This window comes from Fructobacillus pseudoficulneus (assembly GCF_900108455.1).
Lineage (GTDB): Bacteria > Bacillota > Bacilli > Lactobacillales > Lactobacillaceae > Fructobacillus > Fructobacillus pseudoficulneus.
In genome coordinates this window covers 18842-44047 of record NZ_FNWS01000005.1, presented here as the reverse complement: position 1 = coordinate 44047, position 25206 = coordinate 18842, and the positions used below count along the sequence as shown (strand labels likewise).

The window sequence follows — 25206 nt, the reverse complement described above, 5'->3', positions numbered from 1 at the left end:
TGTGGCAGGACATTTAGTAAATTATGGTAAATACCGTACCCGCCGATCATATGCCAGCATTAAAGAAGTGTTGGATCTTCCAAATTTGATCGAGGTACAACTGGCATCCTACCAATGGTTCTTAGATGAAGGAATCAAGGAGATGTTTAACGACATCATGCCAATCGAAGACTTCCAGGGTAACTTGTCTTTGGAGTACGTGGACTATCAATTGATGGAACCAAAGTACAACATTGATGAAGCTCGTGAACACGATGCAAACTACTCTGCGCCATTGCACGTCACCTTGCGTTTGACGAACCACGAAACTGGTGAAATCAAGTCACAAGATGTCTTCTTTGGTGACTTCCCATTGATGACCAAGCAGGGAACGTTCATTATTAACGGTGCAGAACGAGTAATCGTTTCACAGTTAGTTCGCTCCCCTGGTATCTATTACAACCAGGAAGCTGATAAGAATGGTCGCCCACACTTTGGTACAACGGTTATCCCTAACCGTGGTGCTTGGTTGGAATACGAAACGGATGCAAAGGGTATTGCAAATGTTCGAATCGACCGGACTCGTAAGTTGTTGATGACGGAATTGGTTCGTGCCCTTGGTTTCGGATCAGATTCAGATATCATTGATATCTTCTCAGACAACTATGAAGCTTTGAACATGACCTTGGAAAAGGATGTTCACAAGAACATGTCTGATTCACGTGTTGAAGAATCTTTGAAGGACATCTACGAACGCTTGCGTCCGGGTGAACCAAAGACTGCTGATTCATCACGTGCACTTTTGGTTGCTCGTTTCTTCGATCCAAAGCGTTATGACTTGGCTCCTGTTGGTCGTTACAAGATCAACAAGAAGCTTTCTTTGAAGACTCGTTTGTTAAACCAGACTTTGGCTGAAACGTTGGCTGATCCTGATTCTGGTGAAATCATCGCTGAAAAGGGAACGATCGTTGATAAGGCTGTCATGGCTAAGTTGGCACCATTCTTGGACCGCGAAGACTTCAAGACGGTTACTTATACACCATCTGGTGACGCTGTCTTAGAAGACGAAGTTATCTTGCAAAAGATTAAGATTGAATCACCTGAAAACCCAGAAAAGACATTGCTTTTGATCGGTAACGGTCATTTGCCAGAAGACGAACACAACGTTCGCCCTGCTGATATCTTGGCTGGAATGAATTACTTCTTGAACCTACAAGAAGGCGTTGGTCAAGTTGATGATATCGATCACTTGGGTAACCGTCGTATCCGTTCGGTTGGGGAATTGTTGCAAAACCAGTTCCGTATCGGTTTGACTCGGATGGAACGTGTTGTGCGCGAACGGATGTCAATCCAAGACGCCGCAACTGTTACACCGCAACAATTGATTAACATTCGTCCTGTTGTTGCTGCTGTGAAGGAATTCTTTGGTTCTTCACAATTGTCACAGTTCATGGATCAGACGAACCCATTGGGTGAAATGAACCACAAGCGTCGTTTGTCAGCCCTTGGTCCTGGTGGATTGACGCGTGACCGTGCCGGTGTTGAAGTGCGAGATGTTCACTACACGCACTATGGTCGAATTGACCCAATCGAAACGCCCGAAGGTCCTAACATCGGTTTGATCAACTCTTTGGCCACTTATGGTCGTATCAACAAGTATGGTTTCATTGAAACACCATACCGTCGTGTTGATTGGGGTACTCACAAGGTTACCGAAAAGATTGATTATTTGACGGCCGATGAAGAAGATAACTACATCGTTGCCCAAGCCAACACGGAGTTGGAAGACGACGGATCATTTGTTCACAAGACAGCCATGGCTCGTTATGGTGAAGAAAACATCGAAACGCCAATCGAAAAGATTGACTATGTCGACGTTTCGCCAAAGCAGGTTGTTTCTGTTGGAACATCAGTTATTCCTTTCTTGGAAAACGATGATTCGAACCGTGCTTTGATGGGTGCCAACATGCAACGTCAGGCCGTTCCTTTGCTTGACCCACACGCACCAATCGTTGGTACTGGTGTTGAATATAAGGCTGCCCACGATTCAGGTGCTGCCATTATTTCAACCGCTGCTGGTGAAGTTGAATACGTTGATGCTAAGGAAATCCGTGTCCGTCGTGATGATGGTCAATTGGATACTTACGAATTGATGAAGTTCCGTCGTTCAAACGGTGGTAAGAACTATAACCAAAAGCCAATCGTTAAGGTTGGGGAACAAATCGATGCCGACCAAGTTTTGGCTGATGGTCCATCAATGGAAAAGGGTGAATTGGCCCTTGGACAAAACCCATTGATTGCCTTCATGACTTGGCACGGTTATAACTTCGAAGATGCCATCGTTTTGAACGAACGTTTGGTCCGTGAAGATGTCTATACATCAATTCACATCGAAGAATATGATTCAGAGGCTCGTGATACAAAGCTTGGCCCTGAAGAAATCACTCGTGAAATCCCTAATACTGGGGAAGAACAGTTGAAGGACTTGGACGAAAACGGAATTATCCGTGTCGGAGCCGAAGTCAAGGATGGTGACATCCTGGTTGGTAAGGTAACACCAAAGGGTGTGACTGATTTGTCAGCCGAAGAACGTTTGTTGCACGCCATCTTTGGAGAAAAGGCTCGCGAAGTTCGCGATACCTCTTTGAAGGTACCACACGGTGGTGGTGGGGTTGTTCAGTCCGTTCGTATTTACACTCCTGAAAATGGGGATGAATTGGCTCCTGGTGTGAACATGATGGTTCGTGTTTACATTGCTCAGAAGCGTAAGATTCAAGTCGGTGATAAGATGGCCGGTCGTCACGGAAACAAGGGTACTGTTTCAGTCGTTGTTCCCGAAGAAGACATGCCATACATGCCAGATGGAACCCCAATTGACATCTTGTTGTCACCCATGGGTGTGCCTTCTCGTATGAACATCGGACAGGTTTTGGAATTGCACCTTGGATTTGCCGCTAAGAAGCTTGGTATCCACGTTGCTTCTCCTGTCTTTGATGGTGCTTCTGATGATGAAATCGAAGAAGCTTTGGCCGAAGCTGGTTTGCCACAAGATGGTAAGTCTGTTGTCTATGACGGACAAACTGGTGAAGCCTTTGATAAGCGTGTTGCCGTTGGTGTGATGCACTATATGAAGTTGGCCCACATGGTCGACGATAAGATTCACGCTCGTTCAATCGGTCCTTACTCTCTTGTTACGCAACAGCCTTTGGGTGGAAAAGCTCAATTTGGTGGACAGCGTTTCGGAGAAATGGAAGTTTGGGCACTGGAAGCTTATGGTGCCGCCTATACTTTGCAAGAAATTTTGACTTACAAGTCAGATGACGTTGCTGGTCGTGTGAAGGTTTACGAATCAATCATCAAGGGTGAAGCAATCCCTAAGCCAGGTGTACCGGAATCATTCCGTGTCTTGGTGAAGGAATTGCAGGCCTTGGGTCTTGATATGCGTGTCTTGGACCACACAGGTGAAGCTGTTCAATTGAAGCAAATGGACGAAGACGACTCAGTCTTGCCAGTTGATGCTTTGGAAAAGTTGGCTCGGACCAACCCAGATTTGTTGAACCGCGATGACGAAGAAGTCAAGGTTGCCTTTGACAAGGTCGATGATGAAGACCGTCAACAAGCCGCCAATAATGAACAAGAATAATTAAAAGAAAGGTGACCGAATAGATGGCAATCGATGTTAATAAATTCGAGAGTATGAAAATCGGTCTGGCCTCACCTGATCAAATCCATGACTGGTCTCATGGAGAAGTCAAGAAGCCAGAAACGATTAACTATCGTACTCTTAAGTCAGAAAAAGATGGTTTGTTCGATGAACGAATCTTTGGTCCAACTAAGGACTACGAATGTGCCTGTGGAAAGTACAAGCGCATCCGTTATAAGGGCATTGTCTGTGACCGCTGTGGTGTTGAAGTTACTTCAGCCAAGGTTCGTCGCGAACGCATGGGTCACATTGAATTGGCAGCCCCAGTAACTCACATCTGGTACTTCAAGGGAATCCCTTCACGAATGGGATTGGTCTTGGACATGTCACCACGTTCTTTGGAAGAAGTTATTTACTTTGCTTCTTACGTCGTAGTTGACCCCGGTGATGCTCCTGTTGAAAAGAAGCAATTGCTGACAGAACGCGAATACCGTGATTACAAGAAGGAATTTGGTGCAAACTTTAAGGCCGGCATGGGTGCCGAAGCCGTTAAGGAATTGTTGGCCGACGTTGATTTGGCCGCTGAAGCCGATGCTTTGAAGCATGAATTGCAAGAAGCAACTGGTCAAAAGCGTGTCCGTTCGGTTCGCCGTTTGGACATTATTGAAGCCTTCTTGCAATCAGACAACAAGCCAGAATGGATGGTTATGGATGTTATTCCAGTTATCCCACCTGACTTGCGTCCAATGGTTCAGTTGGAAGGTGGCCGTTTTGCCACTTCTGATTTGAACGATTTGTACCGTCGTGTTATCAACCGTAACAACCGTTTGAAGCGTTTGTTTGACTTGCATGCCCCAGGCATCATTGTTCAAAACGAAAAGCGAATGTTGCAAGAAGCCGTTGATGCCTTGATGGATAACGGTCGTCGTGGCCGTCCCGTTTCAGGGCCTGGAAACCGTCCATTGAAGTCTTTGTCTCACATGTTGAAGGGAAAGCAAGGACGTTTCCGTCAAAACTTGTTGGGTAAGCGTGTTGATTACTCAGGTCGTTCTGTTATCGATGTTGGTCCATTCTTGAAGATGAACCAAATGGGATTGCCACGACCAATGGCAATCGAATTGTTCCGTCCATTTATCATGCGCGAATTGACTAAGCGTGGCCTTGCCGGCAACGTGAAGTCAGCTAAGCGTAAGATTGATAAGGCCGACGAAGACGTCATGGACGTTTTGGAAGACGTTATCAAGGAACACCCAGTTCTTTTGAACCGAGCACCTACATTGCACCGTCTTGGAATTCAGGCCTTTGAACCGGTCTTGGTTTCAGGTAAGGCAATGCGTTTGCACCCATTGATCTGTGAAGCTTATAACGCCGATTTCGATGGTGATCAGATGGCCATTCACGTGCCATTGTCTGATGAAGCGCAAGCGGAAGCTCGTTTGCTGATGTTGGCCGCTGGCCACATCTTGGCACCTAAGGATGGTAAGCCAATCGTTGCTCCTTCACAGGATATGGTGATTGGTAACTACTACTTGACGACTGAAGAAGCCGGCCGTGAAGGTGAAGGAATGATCTTCTCATCTGTTGATGAAGCTCGGATTGCCTTTGCTAACAAATTGGTTCACTACCAAACACGTGTTGGTATTCAAACTTCTTCTTTCCCAGCCGAAAAGCCATTTACTGATGAACAACGTTCAAAGATTATGGTGACATCAGTTGGAAAGTTGATTTTCAACGAAATCTTGCCAGTTGAATTCCCATACATTAACGAACCATCAGATGACAACTTCCAAGGCGTCTCAGATGACTTCTTTATGGATGCTGGTGAAGATATTCATGACTTCTTGGCAAACCGTGACATTGTTAAGTCCTTTAAGAAGGGCTTCTTGTCAGATATCATTGCCGAAGTCTACAAGCGTTACAAGGTTACTGAAACGTCATTGTTGTTGGACCGGATGAAGGACTTGGGTTATGATATCTCAACGCAATCTGGTTTGACTGTTGCGATGACTGACGTAACTGAATTGGCTGATAAGCCAAAGATTTTGGCTGACGCCCACAAGGAAGTGGAACAGGTTACTAAGCAGTTCCGTCGTGGTTTGATTACAGATTCAGAACGTTACCAACGTGTTATTGATATCTGGTCAAAGGCCAAGGACGTTATCCAAGACGAATTGATTGATACCTTCGACCCTCGTAACCCTATTTATATGATGCAGGATTCAGGGGCTCGTGGTAACATCTCGAACTTCGTTCAGTTGGCCGGTATGCGTGGCTTGATGGCCGGACCTGGTGGTAAGATTATCGAATTGCCAGTTACATCAAACTTCCGTGATGGTTTGACTGTTATGGAAATGTTTATTTCAACCCACGGTGCTCGTAAGGGTATGTCTGATACGGCCTTGAAGACGGCCAACTCAGGTTACTTGACTCGTCGTTTGGTTGATGTTGCCCAAGATGTTATTGTTCGTGAATACGACAACGGTTCTGACCGTGGTGTCGCTGTTAAGGCAATCCTTGATGGTAACTCAGTGGTTGAACCATTGTATGACCGAATTCTTGGTCGTTACGCCATGAAGTCAGTCTTTGATCCAGAAACTGGTGAAAAGATTGTTGCTCGTAACGAAATGATTGATGAAATTGCTGCTAAGAAGATTGACGCAGCTGGCATCGAAGAAGTAACAATTCGCTCTGTCTTTACTTCAACTACTGAACACGGAGTTTCTGTCTTGGATTACGGACGAAACTTGGCAACGGGTGAAGAAGTTGAAGTTGGTGAAGCGGTTGGTACTGTTGCCGCTCAGTCAATCGGTGAACCTGGTACACAGTTGACCATGCGTAACTTCCACACGGGTGGTGTTGCCGGTGGAAACGATATCACGCAAGGTTTGCCTCGTGTGCAAGAAATTGTTGAAGCACGTATTCCTAAGGGACGTGCTGAAATTTCAGAAGTAACTGGAAAGATCACAACGATTGAAGAAAATCCTGCCGAACGCACGAAGGAAGTGACGATTGAAGGAGAAACAGATACTCGCACTTATACTTTGCCATTGACTGCGCGGATGCGCTTTGGCGAAGGCGATATCATCAACCGTGGTGATGCCATCAACGAAGGACCAGTTGATCCAAAGGAATTGTTGGCAGTTACTGATACGTTGACGACAGAATCATACATGCTTTCAGAAATTCAAAAGGTTTACCGTTTGCAGGGAATCGAAGTTTCTGACAAGCACATCGAAGTTATGATTCGTCAAATGTTGCGTAAGGTTCGTGTCATGGATCCAGGTCAGACTGACTTGCTTCCAGGAACATTGATGGATATTGCTGACTTTAAGCGTGCTAATGAACCAGCCTTGTTTGCTGGTAAGGTACCGGCAACTGCTCGTCCAGTTTTGCTTGGTATTACAAAGGCCGCTTTGGAAACGAATTCATTCTTGTCAGCCGCATCATTCCAAGAAACAACTCGTGTCTTGACTGATGCTGCTATCCGCGGAAAGAACGACCCACTTGTCGGTTTGAAGGAAAATGTTATCATTGGTAAGATTATCCCTGCCGGTACTGGAATGGCTGAATATCGTAAGATTAAGCCTGAAGTCGTTGGTGAAGTGGTTGCACAACCTGAAAATACTGAAGACATTCAATCTTTGGACGAAGTTGCTCAAACAATTGACAACCAAGACTAAAATTGTTGGAAAACCAGCGAAAGCTGGTTTTTTTATTGTCCAAAAAGCCCGATTAAGGTAGACTAGGAGTAGGTTTGAAAACGAGGCAATTATGAAAAAAGTAAAAATCGAATGGATTGATTGGGTCCAAAAATTAACCAAGAAACAACTATGGGCAACGCTGTTAGTACCAATTGCTGTATTGTTAATCCTATTTGTCTGGCGTGTTAGTCGGGGTAATGAAGCTTATAATTCCAATTGGTTTATTTACTTCTTCACGATTTTTTACGCAGCGGCCTTTAGTCCTGCAGGCGAACAAATTCAGTTCCGTCTTTTTCCAAAGTCGGTTCCCCATAACCAGTATCAGGTAACCACTTGGAGTCAGTGGAAACAGGCAATGATTATTTCTGCTGTGTTGGTGATTGTCTCCTTACTTTTTTGGCCAATCCAAAAACAAGGTGAAATTGCCATTCACTTAATTGCTGCAATTATTGGTGGCTTTGTTATCATGTGGACTGTTCGAATGGGGCAGGGAATGTTAGCTGAACGCAAGAATAAATAAAAGCCACTCGCAAAAACTTTCCGTTTTTTCAGGGAAGCGGCCGCGAGTGCTTTGCATTTTATGGCAAAAATTAGTTGTTTTATGCCAAAAGCAAATGAAGAAACTGTTGAAAAAGAGAACGATTGATAAAATGCTGGTGTGAATAGCCAATTGGTTCAATCAAAAGAGGAGCTCCATGGAACAACTGGACTATGAACAAATGAATGGGTTGTCATTGGCCTATATTGGCGATGCGATTTATGAACTAGCAGTGCGAAACCACTTAGTGTCACTCGGATTGACGAAAGTAAATGACCTGCAAAAAAAATCACGGCATTATGTTTCGGCGAAAGCGCATGCGGCTCTCTTTGATCTAATGCAAACCGACCAAATTTTAAATGAGCAAGAGATGCTTTATTTTAAGCGGGGTCGTAATGCAAAATCATATACCAAGGCCAAAAATACCAATGCTGTTTCTTACCGGATTTCGACCGGAGTGGAGGCGATGTTTGGCTACCTGTACTTGTCAAAGCAAGAAGAGCGCTTAACGGAATTAATGAACTGGATTTATGAGCAAGTTGAAAGTGGGAGAACACAAAATGCCTAAAGAAAAAGCACCTGCATTTATCTACGGTCACCATGCCGTTGTCGAAGCGCTGAAGCAAGAAACAGCAATTAACAAGCTTTGGCTCCAGCCAGGTTTGCAGCCACGGGTGGAACGAGAGGTTAGCCAATTAGCCAAGAAGCAGGGAATCGTGATTCAACAAGCCCCTAAGGCTAAGTTGGATGAACTAGCCGATGGTGGGAATCACCAAGGAATGGTTCTTTCAGTAGCGGCCTATGATTACGCCACTTTGGATGACTTATTTGCTAAGGCAGAAAGTCAAAACGAAGAGCCCTTCTTCTTAATCTTGGATGAAATTGAAGATCCCCATAACTTGGGGTCAATCTTGCGAACAGCTGATGCCGCTGGTGTTCACGGTGTGATTATTCCAAAGCGCCGCGCTGTTCAATTGACTGGAACGGTGGCTAAAAGCTCAACTGGTGCGATTGAACACGTGCCAGTTTGCCGGGTGACCAACCTGGTGCAGACGGTTAAAACACTGAAGGAACGTGGTGTTTGGGTCTTTGGGACGGACATGGATGGCCAAGATTACCGGTCATGGGATGCCAAGGGTTCAACGGCACTGATCATCGGTAATGAAGGGAAGGGCATCTCGCCGTTGTTGAAAAAACAAGTTGACGGCATGTTAACGATTCCAATGATTGGTCACGTGCAATCGCTGAATGCCAGTGTTGCTGCTAGTTTATTAATCTATCAAGGATTTAGTTCAAGACACCCTCTATAAACTGGGCTTTTCTTGGTTGAAGGGCCCCAAATGAGGAGGTCTTTCAAATGAATCAAGAAGTAATGCAACGGCGGTTGGCGAGTTCACCGGAAGAAGAGAACTTGGTGTACCAAGAACTTTTTGATGAGTTCAAGGGGATGATGATTCAAGTCTATCGGGAAAAGCTTAGTAACTTTTACCGCTTGGATGATTGGTTCGCCGATGCCTTGGTCTTATTGATTACTTGTATCAAACGCTATCAGCAGGCTAACGCCAAGGCAAAGTTGTCGACTTATTACATGGCGGCCCTGAAAAACAAGGCAAACGACCATTTGCGTCATCGTTATACAAATAAGGCGAAATTTTATGAAAGCATGATTCCTTTTCTCGATCCGGACCCGGTTCGGATCGAATTTCAGACCAATGGTGACAACCCGGAGGATGTTTTCTTCCTAAAAGAGGCGATTGCGACGATGGCCAATAAGGGTGGGGTCAACTACCACCGGGCCGTTAACTTCATTTTAGGACAAGAGCCAGTGCCGAAGCTCACAATCGAACAATACCGGATGGTCAACCAGGTTCAATACCGGTTTAAGAAACGAGTCGTTACGCACCTGCGGCAGCCCTAAGTTGAAAAATGGAGATAAAGGTGCTATCATAGCTAGTTAGTGAGGTAACTTTATGCCAAGTCAAAAAGCATCATTGGCCTGTGAGGTCTGTGGATCAAGAAATTATACAGTAACTCTTTCTAAGGGCCGGGTTGAGCGCTTGGGTGTTAAAAAGTTTTGTCCCCATTGTGGAAAGCACACCCTTCACCGGGAAACAAAGTGAGGTATTGCAACAATGATTACTTATTTTAAAAACGTTGCCGCAGAAATGCGGAAGGTTTCATGGCTTTCAATGGAACAAACAACCCGTGAAACAATCGCGGTGATTAGTATTTCGATTATTTTTGCTGCCATTATTGGAGCATCAGATTGGCTCTTGCAACAGGGAGTTAATTTGTTCTTGTCGAAGTAAGTCTTCATATAGTATACTTAAGGCAGTTAGAAGAGTCAGTCGACTCTTTTTTATTTGCAATTCAAGGAGGACGGGCGAATGCCCGATAAAGCCATGACAGAAGAAATTGAAAAAGCTTGGTTCGTTGTTCACACATACTCAGGATATGAGCACAAGGTCCAAGCCAACTTGGAATCACGAACACAAACAATGGGAATGGCTAACCAAATTTTCCGCATTTTGGTGCCAGAACAAGAAGTATCAACGGTGCAAGATGGGGAAGTTAAGACTTCGATTGAAAACGATTTCCCAGGATATGTCTTGGTCGAAATGGCCACACCACAAGAAGGCAACATGACGGATGAAGCTTGGTATGTTGTGCGAAACACTCCTGGTGTTACCGGATTCTTGGGTTCTCACGGTGCCGGTTCAAAGCCAAATTCATTGTTGCCTGAAGAAGTTGATTTGCTGATGAAGCGAATGGGTATGACTGGTCAAGCGAAGGTTGATTTGGACCTTGAAGTTGGGCAAACAATTAAGATTGTCGCTGGTCCATTTAATGGTATGGAAGGAATTGTCCGTGCCATCGACCATGAAAAGCAAGAAGTTGAAGCAACGGTTGAAGTCTTTGGTCGTGAAACACCAACAGAATTAGGCTTTAATGATATCGATACAAATATTTAATAAGAGTCTAAAATCAGGTGAAAGCCTGGTATAAAAAGGCTTATCGGAAAATCGTCCTTTACTCGGGGCGGTTTTTTTGTTATACTATTCTGGTATGTCAAAGACATGCGTGGAAGTAGCACTAAAGCTACGTTCTACCACAACACGAGGAGGAAATATATCGTGGCTAAAAAAGTTATCAATGTTGTGAAACTGCAAATTGCCGCTGCCAAAGCAACTCCAGCTCCACCAGTTGGACCTGCCTTGGGACAAGCCGGTATTAACATCGCACAGTTCACTAAGGAATTTAACGCACGGACTGCTGATCAAGCTGGATCAACAATCCCTGTCGAAATCTCAGTTTTCGATGATCGTTCATTCGAATTCGTGACTAAGACTCCACCAGCAGCTGACCAATTGCGTAAGATTGTTGGTAAGGGTTCTGGTGAACCAAACCGTACTAAGGTCGGAAACGTAACCTTGGACCAAATTCGTGCAATTGCTGAAAACAAGATGGCAGATTTGAATGCCAACGACGTGACAGCAGCCATGAAGATGATCGAAGGAACTGCCCGCTCAATGGGTGTTACCGTCGACGGTGTGGACTTGACTGTTGAAGGAACAGCAATCAAGGAGGACGCAGAATAATGACACAAAAGCATGGTAAGAAGTATTTAGAAGCTGCTGCTAAGGTTGAAGCTGAAAAGGCTTACGCATTGGCAGACGGAATTTCTTTGTTGAAGGAAGTTTCATACGCAAAGTTCGACGCTTCAGTTGAAGTTACTTTCAAGTTGAACGTTGACACTCGTCAGGCTGACCAACAACTCCGTGGTGCTGTTGTTTTGCCAAACGGTTCTGGTAAGGACAAGACTGTTGTTGTCTTCGCCCAAGGTGACAAGGCTAAGGAAGCCGAAGCCGCTGGAGCTGACGTTGTTGGTGCTGCTGACTTGGTTCAGCGCATTCAAGACGGTTGGTTGGACTTTGACGTTGCTGTTGCAACGCCAGACATGATGGCCCAAGTTGGTCGTGTTGGTCGTGCATTGGGTCCTAAGGGCTTGATGCCAAACCCTAAGACTGGAACTGTAACTATGGATGTTACCAAGGCTGTTTCAGATGCTAAGGGTGGTCAAGTGACTTATCGTACTGACCGTGACGGAAACGTTGCCGTTACTGTTGGTCGTGTATCATTTGATGAAGGCAAGTTGGCTGAAAACATCAAGGCAATTGCTGAAACTGTCTTGAAAGCTCGTCCAGCTGCTGTTAAGGGAACTTATATCTCAAACGTTGCCCTTTCATCAACAATGAGTCCTGCAGTTACTTTGGATTTGGCTACGCTTTAATTGACAGCTGTATTCAAAACTGCTAAGATTAATAAGTGAATTAAATCATTTTTGCCTAAGACTCAGGTGGTGCTTGCACCTTAATATCCTGCCGAGGAAGTTAAATTACTAACTTTACCCGTCTGTCTTCTGGCAGGCGGGTTTCTTTTGCAAAAAAATCTTTGAAAGGAGAATTACACATGAGTGAACAAGCTATTGCCGTTAAGGCACAGAAAGTTGCGGTTGTTGCTGATCAATTTAAGTCAGCCGCTGCAGCCGTTGTGGTTAACCCCCGTGGATTGACTGTTGCTGAATCAACTGAATTGCGTTCACAGTTGCGTGAAGAAGGCGTTGTTTTGGAAGTTATCAAGAACAAGGTTTTGGTCCGTGCTGCTGAAGAAGCTGGTTTTGCAGAACTTAACGATTTGTTTGCTGGACCTTCAGCCGTTGCCTTTTCAAACGACGACGCTGTTGCCCCAGCACGTATCTTGAAGAAGTATGCTGACGAAAACGAAAAGCTCGTTATTAAGGGTGGTGTCGTTGACGGAAACATTGCTGATGTTGCTGACATCAACAAGTATGCTTCATTGCCTTCACACGAAGGTTTGCTTGGTCAGTTGATGGCAGAATTCCAGTTCCCTATCCGTTCATTTGCATATGCTGTTAAGGCTTTGCAAGAAAAGAAGGAAGCTGAAGAAGCTGCCCCAGCTGCTGAATAAGCACAATTTTAAATTACAAACTATCATATAAACTAATTGGAGGAATTAATCATGGCTTTTGATAAAGACGCGATTATCGCATCATTGAAGGATGCAACAATTTTGGACTTGGCTGACTTGGTTTCAGCTATCGAAGAAGAATTTGACGTTTCAGCTGCTGCTCCTGTAGCCGCTGCTGGTGCTGCTGGTGCCGAAGGCGCAGCTGCTAAGTCAGACTTTGACGTAGAATTGACTTCAGCAGGTACTGCTAAGGTTAAGGTTATCAAGGCAGTTCGTGAAGCTACTGGTCTTGGCTTGAAGGAAGCTAAGGACATGGTTGACAACGCACCTTCTGTTATTAAGGAAGGCGTTGCAGAAGCCGAAGCTAACGAATTGAAGGAAGCTTTGGAAGCTGCTGGTGCTTCAGTTACTTTGAAGTAATCAGAGAAAAAGGACCCGTCGGGTCCTTTTTTTGTACATAAAATTTAGTAAAATAGAGATTAGAGGAAGACATCAATGACTGAAAAAAAAGCTGGCGAACAATATTTCACGGCCAACCCGGACGCCGACCATGATTATCAAGAGTTCGACTTTGAGTTATTAGGACATAACTTGCATTTTACAACTGATGCGGGGGTTTTCTCAAAGAAAACCGTCGACTTTGGGACTCGCACCATGCTCGAAGTTGCGGGCGAAACTGACTTTCCTGAGGGAAAAGTTTTAGACCTTGGTACTGGTTATGGCCCGGTTGGGGTCGCTGTGGCCAAGGCGTTCAATAAAAACATCGACATGGTGGATGTGAACGAGCGAGCCCTTGATTTGGCCCGCAAGAATGCTGACCGGAACGGGGTTGGCAGCCAGGTAAAGGTCTTTCAATCAAGCATCTACGGGCAAATTAATGAAAAATATGCTTTAATTTTGGTTAATCCCCCAATTCGAGCTGGAAAACCAGTTGTCACCGCCATGCTTCAGGGCGCTAAAGATCATTTGCTCCCAGGAGGAAAAATTTTAGCGGTTTTGCAAAAAAAGCAGGGCGCACCATCGGCTCAAAAGAACCTCGAGGCGGTCTTTGACCAGGTTCAAGTTGCCGGTAAGAAGAAGGGCTACTTTGTCTTGGAGGCAACGAATGGCTGAAGTTCCAGATTTAACTGCTGAACAAGTAGCGTATTTCATGGGGATCGCTTTAGCAGAAGCGAAGCGAGCCGAAGAAATTGGCGAAGTGCCAATCGGAGCGGTGATTGTTAAAAATGGTCAAATCATCGCTACTGGGTCAAACCGGCGCGAAACGGACCAAGAAACCAGTAGCCATGCCGAACTAATTGCCATTAATCATGCCAACGAAGAGTTGGGGACTTGGCGGCTAGAAAACACGGCGCTCTTTGTGACGTTGGAACCCTGTTTGATGTGCGCGGGGGCGATTATTAACGCCCGGATTCCATTGGTGTACTATGGAGCGAAGGATCAAAAGGCCGGGGCGGTATCGTCTTTGTACACGGTTTTTGATGATGACCGGTTAAACCATCAGGTCAAAACCTATGTTGGTGTTCGGGCAGAAGAATCAAAGCAGCTGTTAAAGGATTTTTTTCAAGGGATTCGTGCTAAGAAAAAGGCTGAAAAACAGGCAAAAAAGGCTGCCGAAAATGCCGAAAACGACTGATAACACTGATATTTTTCGAGATGAAGTGAATCTGAAAAACGCTTGCCTTTCAGGGCATCTTTCGCTATAATAACAATTGCAGGCAAGGGTTGCCTTTCGAACCGAGTCAGGACAGAAATGTAGCAGCTCTAAGATTGATTGACCTTGTGCTTGTGTACATAGCAAAACCGCCTAGTGGCGGCTTTTTTTGTAAGGGGAGGGACCATGGCATATCAAGCACTTTACCGGGTATACCGGCCAAAGACTTTTGAGCAAATGGTTGGTCAAGAAGTGATTACGAAGACGCTGGAAAATGCGATCGAAGCAAAGCAGACTGGCCATGCTTATTTGTTCTCGGGACCTCGTGGGACTGGAAAAACTTCAGCGGCGAAAATTTTTGCCAGAGAAGTGAACGGGATTGGGCCGGACCAGGCCAATCAGTCTCACCCGGACATCATTGAAATTGATGCGGCGTCTAACAACGGTGTCGATGAAATCCGATCAATCAGGGATTCCGCTAACTATGCACCAATCGAAGCTCCCTTTAAAATTTACATCATTGATGAAGCCCATATGTTATCGACCGGGGCTTTTAATGCTCTCTTGAAAACGCTGGAAGAACCACCAGCCCAGGTTAAGTTTATCCTGGCCACGACGGAAGTCCAAAAGATGCCGGCAACCATCCTGTCACGGACACAGCGGTTTGAATTCAAACGCTTGTCCAATCAGACGATTAAAAATCGAATGATTGAAATTTTGAACCAAGAAAAGCAGGACTTTGAAGACACCGCGCTGGATGTTGTGGCAACAGCCGCTGAAGGTGGAATGCGGGACGCTTTGTCAATTTTGGACCAGGTGATTGCCTTTGGTCCAGATAAGATTACTTTGGAAAATGCCTTAACGGTGACGGGATCGGTTAAAATTGATCAACTGTTAACCTATTTGAACCAGGTTTTGGCCCACGATACCGCTCAGGCGCTTGAAACACTGTCAGCTATCCTATTAGCTGGTAAAGATGCCAACCGCTTCTTAGCGGACCTAATGGCGACATTACGCGACGTCATGTTGGTTGATTTAGCACCAGATTTGGTGAAGTCTACCAGTAAGATTAACGAGCTCAAAGAATTTAAGCAGCGAGTTGGCCAAGACCAAATTCAGCAAATGCTCGTTGTGATTGATGACGTCAAAACGCAGCTAGCCCAGTCGTTACAAAGTGACATTTACCTGGAAATTTTGACAGTTAAGCTCAGTTTGGTTGATGGGACTCAGGGCAGTCAGCCGGTCCAAGAACCGGCTACCGAAGCAAAATCAGCGGCACCGGCTCAGCAGCAAAGTGCTGCCCAACCGGCCAACCCAGCTGTCAGCCAAAAGACGGCAGCGCCAGTTGAAGCACCGACCGCTGCACCGGTAGCTGAAAAACCACAAGAAGTGGTCCAAGAGCCAGCAATGGATGCGCCAACCGAACTGGTCGAACCAGACTTAGAACCGGCGCCCGTTGCCGAACCAACCGAACCGGTGGCTGAGCAGGCCGAGTCTGCTGCGAGTGAAACGGCAAAGCCACAGCCACAGGAGACGCAGCCGACAACGCCGGCATCATCAGCCGAAACAGCCGGGAAATTACCAACTGTTTATACAGGAAAAGAAGCTGTTCAGGCCGTTTTGTCACAAGCCAAGCGAGACAGCCTCACTCAGGCCCAGACCGGTTGGCCTGACTTGGTGAAGGACTTTGCTGTCAAGGACCAAGCGGTCCTACAGACGGTCGAACCAATGGCAGCTTCAGCTGATGCCATGATTTTGGCCTTTGATTTCCCAGCCATTTTAGATACCACTTTGACTAATACTACTTTGCTCAGCAAATTAGCAGCAGCACTCGGCCAGCTTCATTTGCCAGAAACTTTAATTTTACGAACGAAGGACGAATGGCAAAATGACCGTGCCGATTATGTCACGGCCCTAAAATCTGGCCAAAAAATTGACATCGCGTTGGCGGACTTAACGCCAACCATGTTAGCCGATAACCGAACTAAGAGTGCCAGCTCAGCAGCCAAGGATGTGGCGGCACAACCAACAGATGAAGTTGACTTAGTCCAGGAAGCCAAGAACTTGTTTGGTGACGACCTGGTTCAGGTGACGGAGACAAAAGACGAGGACTAATAACGTATGCAATATCCAGAACCCATTGCTAAATTAATCGATTCCTACTCCAAATTACCGGGGATTGGCGCCAAAACGGCCAGTCGTTTGGCTTTTTATACATTGGGGATGGACGATGACGATGTCAAAGCCTTTGCCGCAGCGCTTTCAACTGCAAAAGAAGCGATTACTTTTTGTGATATTTGCGGTAATATAACTACAAAGGATGAAAATCCTTGTGCAATTTGTTCGGACCCAAGTCGTGACCAATCGACGGTTTTGGTCTTACAAAATCCAAAAGACGTGATGGCGATGGAACAAACGGGTGAATATCATGGCCTATACCATGTTCTCAATGGGGTGATTTCTCCGAGTGCTGGGACTGGTCCAGAAGATATTAACCTGCCATCTTTGATTAAGCGTTTGTCAAAAGATGAAGAAATCCAAGAAGTGATTGTTGGCACTAACGCCAACACTGATGGTGAAGCAACTGCGATGTACTTGGCTCGGCTATTAAAGCCCGCCAACATTAAGGTAACCCGCTTAGCTACAGGTTTAGCTGTTGGCGCCGACATTGATTATGCAGATCAGTTGACCTTGATTAAGTCCATTGAGGGCAGAAATGAGCTCTAATGTTTAATAAAAAGAAAAAAGTTGTCGCAGGACAACTAAAAGAAGAATATGATCAGATTCTTTTAGATCAAATTAATCAAGCGCGGTTAGACTTACATCAGGCCCAAGAATCTGAAACCGCTTTGGTTGATTCACGGGTCAACGCGCACATGATTCAAGCCCAAACTGCTTTGGAAAAGGCGAAGTTTTCTTACTTGTACAATGAGGCCCGCCGTCGCAATACGGTGGCTCGTGAAACCCGACTCTACCACGATAGCCAAGAATAGGAGCGAAAATGACGAAAATGCAATTTTTATCATTTGAAGGTCCGGAAGGGGCTGGTAAGAGTACGGTGATTCAGGCCGTTGTGCCATTCTTGGCAGAACTCTCGGGACGAGAAATCTTGGTCACCCGCGAACCTGGTGGTAGTCAAATCGCTGAAGGAATCCGGACGCTGTTACAAGAAAAAACGGACCCCGCGATGGACCCTTGGACGGAAGCCTTGCTTTTAGCAGCCTCAAGACGAGAGCACCTAGTGCAAACGGTCGAGCCGGCTTTGCGGGAAAACAAGCTGGTCTTATCAGACCGTTACCTTGATTCTTCCTTGGCCTATCAGGGTGGGGCAAGAAAACTCGGTGTTGACCGGGTTGCTGCTTTGAATGATTTTGCGATTCAGGGGCGGTTGCCTGATTTGACCATCTACTTAGACCTGCCGGTTGAAATCGGCCTGAAACGGATTTTTGCTAATCGGCAGGATAAGATTGATCGATTGGACGAGGAAGACTTGTCCTTTCATCAAGCAGTTCGGCAAACTTATTTGCAACTCGTGGAAGATAATACCGACCGCATCAAATTAGTCGACGCGAACCAAGACTTAGCAGCAGTTATTGCGCAAGTGAAAGAGGTCTTAAAGGCCAATTGGAGGTAAGAGATGAAGTTAGTGAACGCAATTGTACAAGATAAAGATGCCACGAAATTGGCCAACGCCTTTGTTAAGGCGAAGATTCAAGCTACCCGTTTAGCAACTTCTGGTGGCTTCTTACGGTCAGGAAATACGACTTTTATCATCGCGATTGATGAAGAACGCGTTGAAGAAGTCTTGCAAATCATCAAAGACGTGTCACAAAAGCGCAAGCAATTCATGGTTCCTCCAATTGGTGTTGAAGGTGAACGAACTGGCGCCTTTCCGGTTGAAATCGAGGTCGGTGGCGCGACGGTCTTCACTCAGACCATCGATGACTTCTACCAGTTCTAATGGCTAAGAAGACAGCAAACAAGGGCCAAGGGGCTCAAGAGACGCCGGTCGCCGTCTTAAAGGATACCGATTTTTGGGCGACCGCTCAGGCTGCCTACCCCGATAATTTAGGCCAGTTTGAACAGGTGGTTGCTGAAAAGCGCTTGTCGCACCTGTATTTATTAACGGGGCCGGGCCAAGAAGAAAAGTTGGCCTTGGCGCAGGCACTGGCAGCCCTCGTGTTGGGACAAGATGAATTAACGAAGCAGCGGATTGCCGCCTTTGATCACCCAGACTTTGTCACGGTCTTAGCCGAAAAAACTGGTGCTGCGATTAAGATTGCTCAAATTCGGGCCTTGGTGCCGGAGTTGACAACAACTGCCCTCGAGGGTGACCGCAAAATCTTTGTGATTGACCAGGTTGATACGTTAACGACTGCGGCAGCGAACTCCTTGCTGAAATTTATCGAGGAACCGGCTGGTCCACAGTTGATTTTGTTGTTGGCCAACCGGCAAGCGGATGTTTTGCCCACGATTCGCTCGCGGGCGCAGCTGGTGCACCTGCAAGCAACGGACCAAGTCCAAGTCGATGAGCTGGCAGCGGCGGAAGAATTTGTCAATCAGGTTCAGCCCGTTGTCTTTAAATGGTTTGAAAAGGCGATGACCCGTGATATTGCGGTGATGGCCTACCTGCAAAGTCAGCTCCTGCCGTTGGTGAAGGAAAGTGAGCAAGAGGCCCGTGTCTTGTCCTGGTTACAGGAATTGGGGCGGGATTTAACGGTTTACGCCTACGTGGCGGAGGATCAGCTGCACTATCCTCAATTACTTGGTTTTTACAAGAAAATGGCCAGTCATTATCGACCAGACCAGCTGTTGGCGGTGGGTAGTTTAATCTTAAAAACGGATCAGTTGCGTCAAGTGAACATTTCCTGGCAAAGTCGTTTGGAAAAGTTATCATTGGAAATGGCGATTGCACTCGGATAGGACTTTATGCAAATACAGAAGAGTTTTTCCCAACAAAATACAGGAACGCTGTTCCTAGTTGCCACACCAATTGGTAACCTGCAGGACATGTCGAATCGGGCAATTGAAGTCTTATCGACGGTTGACGTGATCGCTGCTGAGGATACACGGCACACGCAATTATTGTTGAACTACTTTGATATTCATACCAAGAAAACGGCTCTGCACGAACACAACTGGCAGGAAAAAGCGCCACTGATTGTGCAAGATTTGTTGGCGGGCCAGTCAGTTGCCCAGGTTTCGGATGCTGGTTTGCCCTCCATATCGGATCCGGGTAAGGAACTAGTGGCTCAGGCAATTGCTGCTGGCATACCAGTTGTGCCAGTTCCGGGAGCCTCGGCCGGCATTACGGCCTTGATTGCCTCAGGGTTGGTACCACAACCGTTTTACTTCCATGGCTTTTTGCCCCGCAAGAAGGGTGAGCAACAGGAAGCCTTGGCTAATTTGGTCCGCCGACCAGAAACGTTAATCTTCTACGAGGCACCACATCGACTCAAAGCGACGCTGACCAATATCTTAGAGGTTTGCGGTCCTGACCGTCGGGTGGTGTTGGCTCGAGAATTGACCAAGCGCTATGAAGAGTTTCTGCGTGGAACTGCTGCTGAATTGGTTGATTGGGCCAATAACAACCAGGCTCGGGGCGAATTTGTTCTGATGCTTGCTGGGGCCTCTCAGGAAGATCTGAAGACGCTCACGCCAGTGGCTGGGGCGACAAACGAAATCGGGGATGGCCTTGCCGACCTGCCCGTCGACCAGGCGGTCCAACAGCTCGTGGCTGCCGGCCAAAAGCCCAACCAAGCAATCAAACAAGTTGCCAAGGAACGAGACTTAAACCGGCAAGAAGTTTATAAAATTTACCATCAAATTGAGGAAGACCATGGCTGATATTTTTTCAATCACTCGACCAGTCGAATATTACCAAGTCGATTTAACGCGCAAATTGTCGTTGCCAATGGTGTTGAATTTGGCAATTCTCTGTTCCCGATTGCAGGGTGAACACCTGAATGTTGGTTATACAGAAACAGACAAGCGTGGTTTAGGTTGGGTTATTTTACAATATGATTTGAAGATATTCCGCCGACCAAAACTCGGGGAAACAATTACAATCGAAACCAAAGCGGGGGAATGGTCCTCTTACTTTGCCATGCGTGGTTTTTATTTTAAGGACGCTAATGGTGAGGTGATCATCGATATTGATTCGCTGTGGGCCTTGATTGACCTGGAAAGTCGGCGGATGCAAAAGCTGCCGGCCGACCTGGTTATTCCTTATGGCGGGGATGAAGTTCGCCGTTTGGACAAGATGGTTAAGGTGGAAAAAATTAAGGACGATGATGTGCAGATGAGTCGCCCTTATCAAGTCCGGTTCCTGGACATTGATGGGAACCGTCACGTGAATAATTCCAAGTACCTGGAATGGATGTTGGATGTTTTGCCGCTGGATTACCTGCGCGACCATGAGGCCAGTGAACTCACGATTCGCTATGAAAATGAGGTGCACTATGGCCACCGGGTTGAATCGCAAGTAATTTTAGCTGATAATAAATCAAGGCATCGGGTTGTCAAAGAAGATGGGACTGCTGCAGAAGCGGTGATCACCTGGCAAGCAAAGCCCGAGCAAAAGAATGAGGAAAAATAAATGTCTGTATTAGTATTAGGTGGTGCTGGTTACATTGGTTCGCACATGGTGCGCCGTTTGTTAGACCAAGGCCAAGATGTTGTTGTTGTTGATAATTTGGTCAAGGGACACCGGGCAGCGGTTGCCCCCGAAGCAAAGTTCTATGAAGTCGATATCCGTGACAAGGAAGCTTTGTCAGCTGTTTTTGAAAAAGAAGATATCGGTGCCGTCGTTCACTTTGCGGCCTTTTCAATCGTGCCAGAATCAGTGGCTGAACCTTTGAAGTACTTCGATAACAACACGGCCGGCATGGTTACTCTGCTGGAAGTAATGAAGGACTACGATGTTAAGAAGATTGTCTTCTCATCAACTGCCGCAACATACGGTAACCCGGTCAACATTCCAATTAAGGAAACCGACCCACAAAACCCAATCAACCCCTATGGGGAATCAAAGTTGATGATGGAAAAGATGATGGCTTGGGCCGATTCAGCATACGACATCAAATGGGTCGCTTTACGTTACTTTAACGTCGCCGGTGCCTTGGAAGACGGTTCAATTGGTGAAGACCACGGACCCGAAACCCACCTTGTACCAATCATTTTGCAGGCAGCCGCTGGCCAACGCGACTATATTGAAATGTTTGGGGATGACTACAACACCCCTGATGGCTTTAACGTCCGTGATTACGTCCACGTTGTTGATTTGGCCGATGCCCACATCTTGGCCTTGGATTATTTGGCTAAGGGTAACAAATCAGCACAGTTCAACTTGGGATCAGCCACTGGTTTCTCCGTGAAGGAGATGGTTGAAGCAGCCCGGGAAGCAACGGGGGTTAATATCGAAGCCAAAATTGGACCCCGTCGTCCTGGTGACCCAGATATTTTGGTCGCAGATTCAAGCCAAGCTCGAGAAGTTTTGGGATGGCAACCAAAGTATGACAATGTCCAAGACATCATCAAGACTGCTTGGAATTGGAAAGAAAAGCATCCAAACGGTTATGACGACCGCAAATAATAAACTAAAAGCCAGTAAATGGCTTTTTTTATTACAAATTTGTCAGAAAAATGAAAAAACTATTGTTTGTTGAGCTGTAAGCGTTTACAATGAAGGTATAAAAAACCCGGCTAATGAGAAATCATGCTACGGTTGAAAGCAAATATTGAAAGGGAGTTCGCCATGGCACTACTTGGAGCAATCGAAGGCGGCGGTACGAAGTTTGTTTTAGCTGTCTGTGATGAGAAGATGAATATTTTAGACCGGCAATCAATTCCGACAGAAGATGGTCAAAAGACCGTTGATGCAGTGATTGCGTATTTTGATCAGTTTGATGATTTGGCAGCAATTGGGATTGCGATGTTTGGTCCAATTGATGTGAATCCAGAGTCAAAAACCTATGGTCGCGTGTTGGATACCCCAAAGCGGGGATGGTCAGGTTACGACTTTTTGGGCCGCATGAAAGCTTGGCGTGACATTCCATACTTTTGGACAACCGATGTCAACGGATCAGCCTGGGCCGAGTATAAGACCGGTGCGGTGAAAGAAAATCATTCCCTGGTTTATCTTACAATTGGAACTGGGGTTGGTGCGGGTATTATTCACCATGGTGAATTCCTGATTGGTTATGGACATCCCGAAGCCGGCCACATTATGATTCAAAAGCACCCGAAAGATACTTATAAGGGTCACTGCCCATTTCACCAAGACCATTGCTTAGAAGGACTTGCTTCCGGTCCGGCGATGGCGGAGCGTTGGGGTAAAACTGCTAAGGATTTGCCAGATGATCATATTGCCTGGGAGATTGAGGCTGATTACTTAGCCCAAGCCGCAGTTGATTTTACAATGACTTTGCGCCCAGACAAGATTATCTTTGGTGGTGGGGTTCCTCACCGCGAAATCTTGTTGCCACTGGTTCGCAAGGCGTTCTTAGACAAGTTTCGCAACTACTTGGCCATTCCAGACGTAGAGGATTACATCGTGCCAGTTTCAACTGGTGATAACGCCGGAATTCTTGGTTGCTTCTACCTTGCGCAAGAAGGTTTGGCTCAGGCTGAGTAAGGCTGAATTTCTTTCTAAAAATTATTGAAAAAGGCTTGCTGACGGGCTCTATCTATGTTATGATATCTTTTGTTGTGAAAGACATCCATGGTTAGTTAGCTCAGTTGGTAGAGCAACGGACTCTTAATCCGTGGGTCCAGGGTTCGAGCCCCTGACTGACCATCATAAAAGAGAAGACTGGGTATTCCAGCCTTTTTTTGTACATATAAGGAGGATTTTTTCATGAAACGGACTTATTGGTTAGGTGGCGCAATTGCTGCTATCGTTTTGGTTGCTGTTGGAGGGGCTGTGGCTGTCGGACAGCACAACCAGCGGCACTCTTCATCTAGTGCAACAAAGACGGTTAAGACAAGCGACTTACCGGCTGGGGTGAAGACAACTGATTGGGACTTAGTCTTAGTCAATAAACAGCACCCCGAAGATCCAGAGGTTCCCTTTGACCAAGCTAAAGTTGGTGATAAGGTCGTGAATGCAAAGATTCAACAAGCGGTTGTAGACTTCATGAATGGAGCCAAGGCGGCCGGTTATCAAACTACTTTGGTATCTGGTTACCGATCAATTCAGTACCAAAAAGAAGTTTATGCCAGTGTCTTAGCAACGAATAAGGCTGAGGGGATGTCAGATGCCGATGCCGAAAAGGCAACGGCGGCTGTGGTACAAACACCAGGGTCTTCTGAACATGAAACTGGTCTAGCTATTGATTTAGCTGGAAATGATGCGTTGGCAAAGTACCCAGGCTTGGATGGAAAGATGGACCAGTTTGCTTCTCAGCGCTGGCTAATCGAGCATGCGCCGGACTATGGTTTCGTTTTGCGCTACAAAAAGGATGCTAAGTCAATCAAGGAAACAGGCATCGATTATGAGTCCTGGCATTTCCGCTATGTGGGCGTTAAAAATGCGAAGTATATGACCAAGCATGATTTGACCTTAGAAGCCTATCTCAAGGCGTTGAAGGCCGCAGGTAAAGACTAAAATTCGAGGCAAATTAATCAGCTAATCATGCTGACTAATTTGCCTTTTTTCTTTGAGTAAAATCGTGCAGAAGGCGTCCACAAATTAGGCAAAAGTGTCAGAACAAAGACAAGAAGTTCTGTCAAATATTGTAATCAAAAAAAGCGACTATACCAATTTCAGAATGCATGTTCGGTCTAACTAAGGTAAAATTGAATTAGGGGAAAAGTATTCCTCAGTGGTTCGGTTTATGAAAGCCAAAAAGTGCGAAAATCAGCCTTTCCAAGATAAAATTAAAATTAAAAAGAAAAAAGACGAATAATCGGCCAAATAAATAGGGGAACAAATGTACTGTTTTCTAAATTGGGATAATAATGGGGAAAAGTTGGGATAAAAAAGTAAAAATCCCAGTATTATCACCTTTCTTGTTTTGGAAAAGTTATCCACGAAGGCTGTTTATAAGTCGTGCAAATGGGGAAAAGTCTGAAGGAATCTCTCTAAATTGGGGGTTAAACCGGTGAATAACTGGTGAATATGTGGAAAAAACCGTTGATAAGTTCATAAATGGGGGACAACTTTTGGTTTAGACCAAAGTTAAGGATGAAATTAAAATGAAAATTAAAATATTAACTGTGGGCAAATTAAAGGAAGATTATTTAAAAAAGGGCATTGCTGAGTACGTAAAACGGCTACACCGTTTTGCCTCGGTTGCAATGATTGAGGTGGCTGACGAAAAAACGCCTGAAAAGGCGTCAGAGGTTGAAAATCAGCAAATTATGGCCAAGGAAGCCGAGCGTTTGCAGGGCAAGATTGGTGACCGTGACTATGTGGTCGTTTTGGCTATTGAAGGAAAGCAGCTGCCGTCAGAAGACTTCGCCAAGAAGTTAGAGCAAGCAAAAAATAGCGGTCACGGGACCCTGACCTTTATTATTGGTGGTTCTTTAGGATTGGACCCTGCTATTAAGAAGCGGGCGAACCTGATGTTATCATTTGGTCTCTTAACCCTACCGCACCAACTAATGCGTTTAGTCTTGGTGGAACAAGTCTACCGAGCAATGATGATTTCGGCCGGGTCGGCTTATCATAAATAAAAAAACGCTGGCGACTGCCAACGTT

Annotated in this window: 27 protein-coding genes, 1 tRNA gene, 1 other RNA gene and 1 other annotated feature; all 29 genes read left to right on the top strand. The window is 45.8% G+C overall.

Annotated features, from left to right (window positions below):
• The first annotated feature begins 1 nt into the window (after nucleotide 1).
• Nucleotides 2-3622 (top strand): DNA-directed RNA polymerase subunit beta, encoded by a 3621-nt coding sequence (gene rpoB, locus BLW39_RS05080; protein WP_059379003.1) that lies wholly within the window; start codon nucleotides 2-4, stop codon nucleotides 3620-3622.
• A gap of 23 nt (nucleotides 3623-3645) precedes the next feature.
• Complete coding sequence (rpoC, locus tag BLW39_RS05075) at nucleotides 3646-7302, top strand: DNA-directed RNA polymerase subunit beta' (protein ID WP_059379005.1); 3657 nt, start codon at nucleotides 3646-3648, stop codon at nucleotides 7300-7302.
• A 91-nt stretch (nucleotides 7303-7393) separates the two neighbouring features.
• Nucleotides 7394-7843, top strand: coding sequence for a hypothetical protein (locus tag BLW39_RS05070; RefSeq protein WP_059379006.1), 450 nt, complete (start codon nucleotides 7394-7396; stop codon nucleotides 7841-7843).
• Between the two features lie 175 nt (nucleotides 7844-8018).
• Entirely contained in the window at nucleotides 8019-8429 is a 411-nt protein-coding gene (locus BLW39_RS05065) for a Mini-ribonuclease 3 (protein ID WP_059379007.1), read from the top strand.
• Nucleotides 8422-9171 (top strand): 23S rRNA (guanosine(2251)-2'-O)-methyltransferase RlmB, encoded by a 750-nt coding sequence (rlmB, locus tag BLW39_RS05060; RefSeq protein ID WP_059379009.1) that lies wholly within the window; start codon nucleotides 8422-8424, stop codon nucleotides 9169-9171. The genes BLW39_RS05065 and rlmB overlap by 8 nt, the downstream gene beginning before the upstream one ends.
• A gap of 47 nt (nucleotides 9172-9218) precedes the next feature.
• The gene (locus BLW39_RS05055) at nucleotides 9219-9779 is read left to right on the top strand and encodes a sigma-70 RNA polymerase sigma factor region 4 domain-containing protein (protein WP_059379011.1); all 561 of its coding nucleotides are present in this window, start codon (nucleotides 9219-9221) and stop codon (nucleotides 9777-9779) included.
• Nucleotides 9780-9831: 52 nt separating this feature from the next.
• Entirely contained in the window at nucleotides 9832-9981 is a 150-nt protein-coding gene (gene rpmG / locus BLW39_RS05050; protein ID WP_074717807.1) for a 50S ribosomal protein L33, read from the top strand.
• 12 nt (nucleotides 9982-9993) lie between these two features.
• Entirely contained in the window at nucleotides 9994-10170 is a 177-nt protein-coding gene (gene secE, locus BLW39_RS05045; protein ID WP_059379012.1) for a preprotein translocase subunit SecE, read from the top strand.
• 93 nt (nucleotides 10171-10263) lie between these two features.
• The gene (gene nusG / locus BLW39_RS05040) at nucleotides 10264-10833 is read left to right on the top strand and encodes a transcription termination/antitermination protein NusG (RefSeq protein WP_059379107.1); all 570 of its coding nucleotides are present in this window, start codon (nucleotides 10264-10266) and stop codon (nucleotides 10831-10833) included.
• 162 nt (nucleotides 10834-10995) lie between these two features.
• Nucleotides 10996-11460, top strand: coding sequence for a 50S ribosomal protein L11 (gene rplK, locus BLW39_RS05035; RefSeq protein ID WP_059379014.1), 465 nt, complete (start codon nucleotides 10996-10998; stop codon nucleotides 11458-11460).
• On the top strand, nucleotides 11460-12152 hold the full coding sequence (rplA, locus tag BLW39_RS05030) for a 50S ribosomal protein L1 (protein WP_059379016.1): 693 nt from the start codon (nucleotides 11460-11462) through the stop codon (nucleotides 12150-12152). Before rplK ends, rplA begins: the two co-directional genes overlap by 1 nt.
• A 36-nt stretch (nucleotides 12153-12188) precedes the next feature.
• Nucleotides 12189-12308 (top strand) — a sequence feature (ribosomal protein L10 leader region).
• A gap of 23 nt (nucleotides 12309-12331) precedes the next feature.
• Nucleotides 12332-12850: a 50S ribosomal protein L10 gene (gene rplJ, locus BLW39_RS05025; protein WP_059379018.1), complete on the top strand. Its 519-nt coding sequence runs from the start codon at nucleotides 12332-12334 to the stop codon at nucleotides 12848-12850.
• Between the two features lie 51 nt (nucleotides 12851-12901).
• Nucleotides 12902-13270, top strand: coding sequence for a 50S ribosomal protein L7/L12 (rplL, locus tag BLW39_RS05020; protein ID WP_059379020.1), 369 nt, complete (start codon nucleotides 12902-12904; stop codon nucleotides 13268-13270).
• A 75-nt stretch (nucleotides 13271-13345) separates the two neighbouring features.
• Entirely contained in the window at nucleotides 13346-13963 is a 618-nt protein-coding gene (locus BLW39_RS05015) for a class I SAM-dependent methyltransferase (protein WP_059379021.1), read from the top strand.
• Nucleotides 13956-14486, top strand: a complete 531-nt coding sequence (gene tadA / locus BLW39_RS05010; protein WP_059379024.1) for a tRNA adenosine(34) deaminase TadA — start codon at nucleotides 13956-13958, stop codon at nucleotides 14484-14486. The genes BLW39_RS05015 and tadA overlap by 8 nt, the downstream gene beginning before the upstream one ends.
• A gap of 74 nt (nucleotides 14487-14560) precedes the next feature.
• Nucleotides 14561-14647, top strand: an RNA gene (gene ffs / locus BLW39_RS05005) — signal recognition particle sRNA small type.
• Between the two features lie 43 nt (nucleotides 14648-14690).
• On the top strand, nucleotides 14691-16619 hold the full coding sequence (gene dnaX / locus BLW39_RS05000; RefSeq protein WP_059379026.1) for a DNA polymerase III subunit gamma/tau: 1929 nt from the start codon (nucleotides 14691-14693) through the stop codon (nucleotides 16617-16619).
• A gap of 6 nt (nucleotides 16620-16625) precedes the next feature.
• Nucleotides 16626-17231: a recombination mediator RecR gene (recR, locus tag BLW39_RS04995; protein WP_059379027.1), complete on the top strand. Its 606-nt coding sequence runs from the start codon at nucleotides 16626-16628 to the stop codon at nucleotides 17229-17231.
• Entirely contained in the window at nucleotides 17231-17497 is a 267-nt protein-coding gene (locus BLW39_RS04990; RefSeq protein WP_059379029.1) for a YaaL family protein, read from the top strand. The genes recR and BLW39_RS04990 overlap by 1 nt, the downstream gene beginning before the upstream one ends.
• An 8-nt stretch (nucleotides 17498-17505) precedes the next feature.
• Entirely contained in the window at nucleotides 17506-18138 is a 633-nt protein-coding gene (gene tmk / locus BLW39_RS04985; protein WP_059379032.1) for a dTMP kinase, read from the top strand.
• Between the two features lie 3 nt (nucleotides 18139-18141).
• Nucleotides 18142-18465: a cyclic-di-AMP receptor gene (locus tag BLW39_RS04980; protein WP_059379035.1), complete on the top strand. Its 324-nt coding sequence runs from the start codon at nucleotides 18142-18144 to the stop codon at nucleotides 18463-18465.
• A complete protein-coding gene (locus tag BLW39_RS04975) occupies nucleotides 18465-19427 on the top strand; it encodes a hypothetical protein (protein WP_059379037.1) in 963 nt (320 codons plus the stop codon). Before BLW39_RS04980 ends, BLW39_RS04975 begins: the two co-directional genes overlap by 1 nt.
• 6 nt (nucleotides 19428-19433) lie before the next feature.
• Complete coding sequence (gene rsmI / locus BLW39_RS04970) at nucleotides 19434-20351, top strand: 16S rRNA (cytidine(1402)-2'-O)-methyltransferase (protein ID WP_059379039.1); 918 nt, start codon at nucleotides 19434-19436, stop codon at nucleotides 20349-20351.
• Nucleotides 20344-21102 (top strand): acyl-[acyl-carrier-protein] thioesterase, encoded by a 759-nt coding sequence (locus tag BLW39_RS04965; protein ID WP_059379041.1) that lies wholly within the window; start codon nucleotides 20344-20346, stop codon nucleotides 21100-21102. The genes rsmI and BLW39_RS04965 overlap by 8 nt, the downstream gene beginning before the upstream one ends.
• Entirely contained in the window at nucleotides 21103-22098 is a 996-nt protein-coding gene (galE, locus tag BLW39_RS04960) for a UDP-glucose 4-epimerase GalE (RefSeq protein ID WP_059379046.1), read from the top strand.
• A gap of 162 nt (nucleotides 22099-22260) precedes the next feature.
• Nucleotides 22261-23139, top strand: a complete 879-nt coding sequence (locus BLW39_RS04955) for an ROK family protein (protein ID WP_059379051.1) — start codon at nucleotides 22261-22263, stop codon at nucleotides 23137-23139.
• 89 nt (nucleotides 23140-23228) lie between these two features.
• A tRNA-Lys gene (locus BLW39_RS04950) sits at nucleotides 23229-23301 on the top strand.
• A 60-nt stretch (nucleotides 23302-23361) separates the two neighbouring features.
• On the top strand, nucleotides 23362-24111 hold the full coding sequence (locus BLW39_RS04945) for a M15 family metallopeptidase (RefSeq protein WP_059379056.1): 750 nt from the start codon (nucleotides 23362-23364) through the stop codon (nucleotides 24109-24111).
• A gap of 590 nt (nucleotides 24112-24701) precedes the next feature.
• Nucleotides 24702-25181, top strand: a complete 480-nt coding sequence (rlmH, locus tag BLW39_RS04940) for a 23S rRNA (pseudouridine(1915)-N(3))-methyltransferase RlmH (RefSeq protein WP_059379060.1) — start codon at nucleotides 24702-24704, stop codon at nucleotides 25179-25181.
• Nucleotides 25182-25206: the final 25 nt, after the last annotated feature.

Excerpts from the sequence above, each read along its gene's own strand:
- BLW39_RS04965 (WP_059379041.1), top strand. The coding sequence starts at position 20,344 with ATGGCTGATATTTTTTCAATCACTCGACCAGTCGAATATTACCAAGTC.
- BLW39_RS04980 (WP_059379035.1), top strand. The coding sequence starts at position 18,142 with ATGAAGTTAGTGAACGCAATTGTACAAGATAAAGATGCCACGAAATTG.
- dnaX (WP_059379026.1), top strand. The coding sequence starts at position 14,691 with ATGGCATATCAAGCACTTTACCGGGTATACCGGCCAAAGACTTTTGAG.
- BLW39_RS05015 (WP_059379021.1), top strand. The coding sequence starts at position 13,346 with ATGACTGAAAAAAAAGCTGGCGAACAATATTTCACGGCCAACCCGGAC.
- secE (WP_059379012.1), top strand. The coding sequence starts at position 9,994 with ATGATTACTTATTTTAAAAACGTTGCCGCAGAAATGCGGAAGGTTTCA.
- nusG (WP_059379107.1), top strand. The coding sequence starts at position 10,264 with ATGACAGAAGAAATTGAAAAAGCTTGGTTCGTTGTTCACACATACTCA.
- rsmI (WP_059379039.1), top strand. The coding sequence starts at position 19,434 with ATGCAAATACAGAAGAGTTTTTCCCAACAAAATACAGGAACGCTGTTC.
- BLW39_RS04975 (WP_059379037.1), top strand. The coding sequence starts at position 18,465 with ATGGCTAAGAAGACAGCAAACAAGGGCCAAGGGGCTCAAGAGACGCCG.
- rlmB (WP_059379009.1), top strand. The coding sequence starts at position 8,422 with ATGCCTAAAGAAAAAGCACCTGCATTTATCTACGGTCACCATGCCGTT.
- BLW39_RS04955 (WP_059379051.1), top strand. The coding sequence starts at position 22,261 with ATGGCACTACTTGGAGCAATCGAAGGCGGCGGTACGAAGTTTGTTTTA.
- BLW39_RS04990 (WP_059379029.1), top strand. The coding sequence starts at position 17,231 with ATGTTTAATAAAAAGAAAAAAGTTGTCGCAGGACAACTAAAAGAAGAA.
- tmk (WP_059379032.1), top strand. The coding sequence starts at position 17,506 with ATGACGAAAATGCAATTTTTATCATTTGAAGGTCCGGAAGGGGCTGGT.
- BLW39_RS05065 (WP_059379007.1), top strand. The coding sequence starts at position 8,019 with ATGGAACAACTGGACTATGAACAAATGAATGGGTTGTCATTGGCCTAT.
- BLW39_RS05055 (WP_059379011.1), top strand. The coding sequence starts at position 9,219 with ATGAATCAAGAAGTAATGCAACGGCGGTTGGCGAGTTCACCGGAAGAA.
- BLW39_RS05070 (WP_059379006.1), top strand. The coding sequence starts at position 7,394 with ATGAAAAAAGTAAAAATCGAATGGATTGATTGGGTCCAAAAATTAACC.
- rplL (WP_059379020.1), top strand. The coding sequence starts at position 12,902 with ATGGCTTTTGATAAAGACGCGATTATCGCATCATTGAAGGATGCAACA.
- galE (WP_059379046.1), top strand. The coding sequence starts at position 21,103 with ATGTCTGTATTAGTATTAGGTGGTGCTGGTTACATTGGTTCGCACATG.
- recR (WP_059379027.1), top strand. The coding sequence starts at position 16,626 with ATGCAATATCCAGAACCCATTGCTAAATTAATCGATTCCTACTCCAAA.
- rpmG (WP_074717807.1), top strand. The coding sequence starts at position 9,832 with ATGCCAAGTCAAAAAGCATCATTGGCCTGTGAGGTCTGTGGATCAAGA.
- rpoC (WP_059379005.1), top strand. The coding sequence starts at position 3,646 with ATGGCAATCGATGTTAATAAATTCGAGAGTATGAAAATCGGTCTGGCC.
- BLW39_RS04945 (WP_059379056.1), top strand. The coding sequence starts at position 23,362 with ATGAAACGGACTTATTGGTTAGGTGGCGCAATTGCTGCTATCGTTTTG.
- rplA (WP_059379016.1), top strand. The coding sequence starts at position 11,460 with ATGACACAAAAGCATGGTAAGAAGTATTTAGAAGCTGCTGCTAAGGTT.
- rplJ (WP_059379018.1), top strand. The coding sequence starts at position 12,332 with ATGAGTGAACAAGCTATTGCCGTTAAGGCACAGAAAGTTGCGGTTGTT.
- rlmH (WP_059379060.1), top strand. The coding sequence starts at position 24,702 with ATGAAAATTAAAATATTAACTGTGGGCAAATTAAAGGAAGATTATTTA.
- tadA (WP_059379024.1), top strand. The coding sequence starts at position 13,956 with ATGGCTGAAGTTCCAGATTTAACTGCTGAACAAGTAGCGTATTTCATG.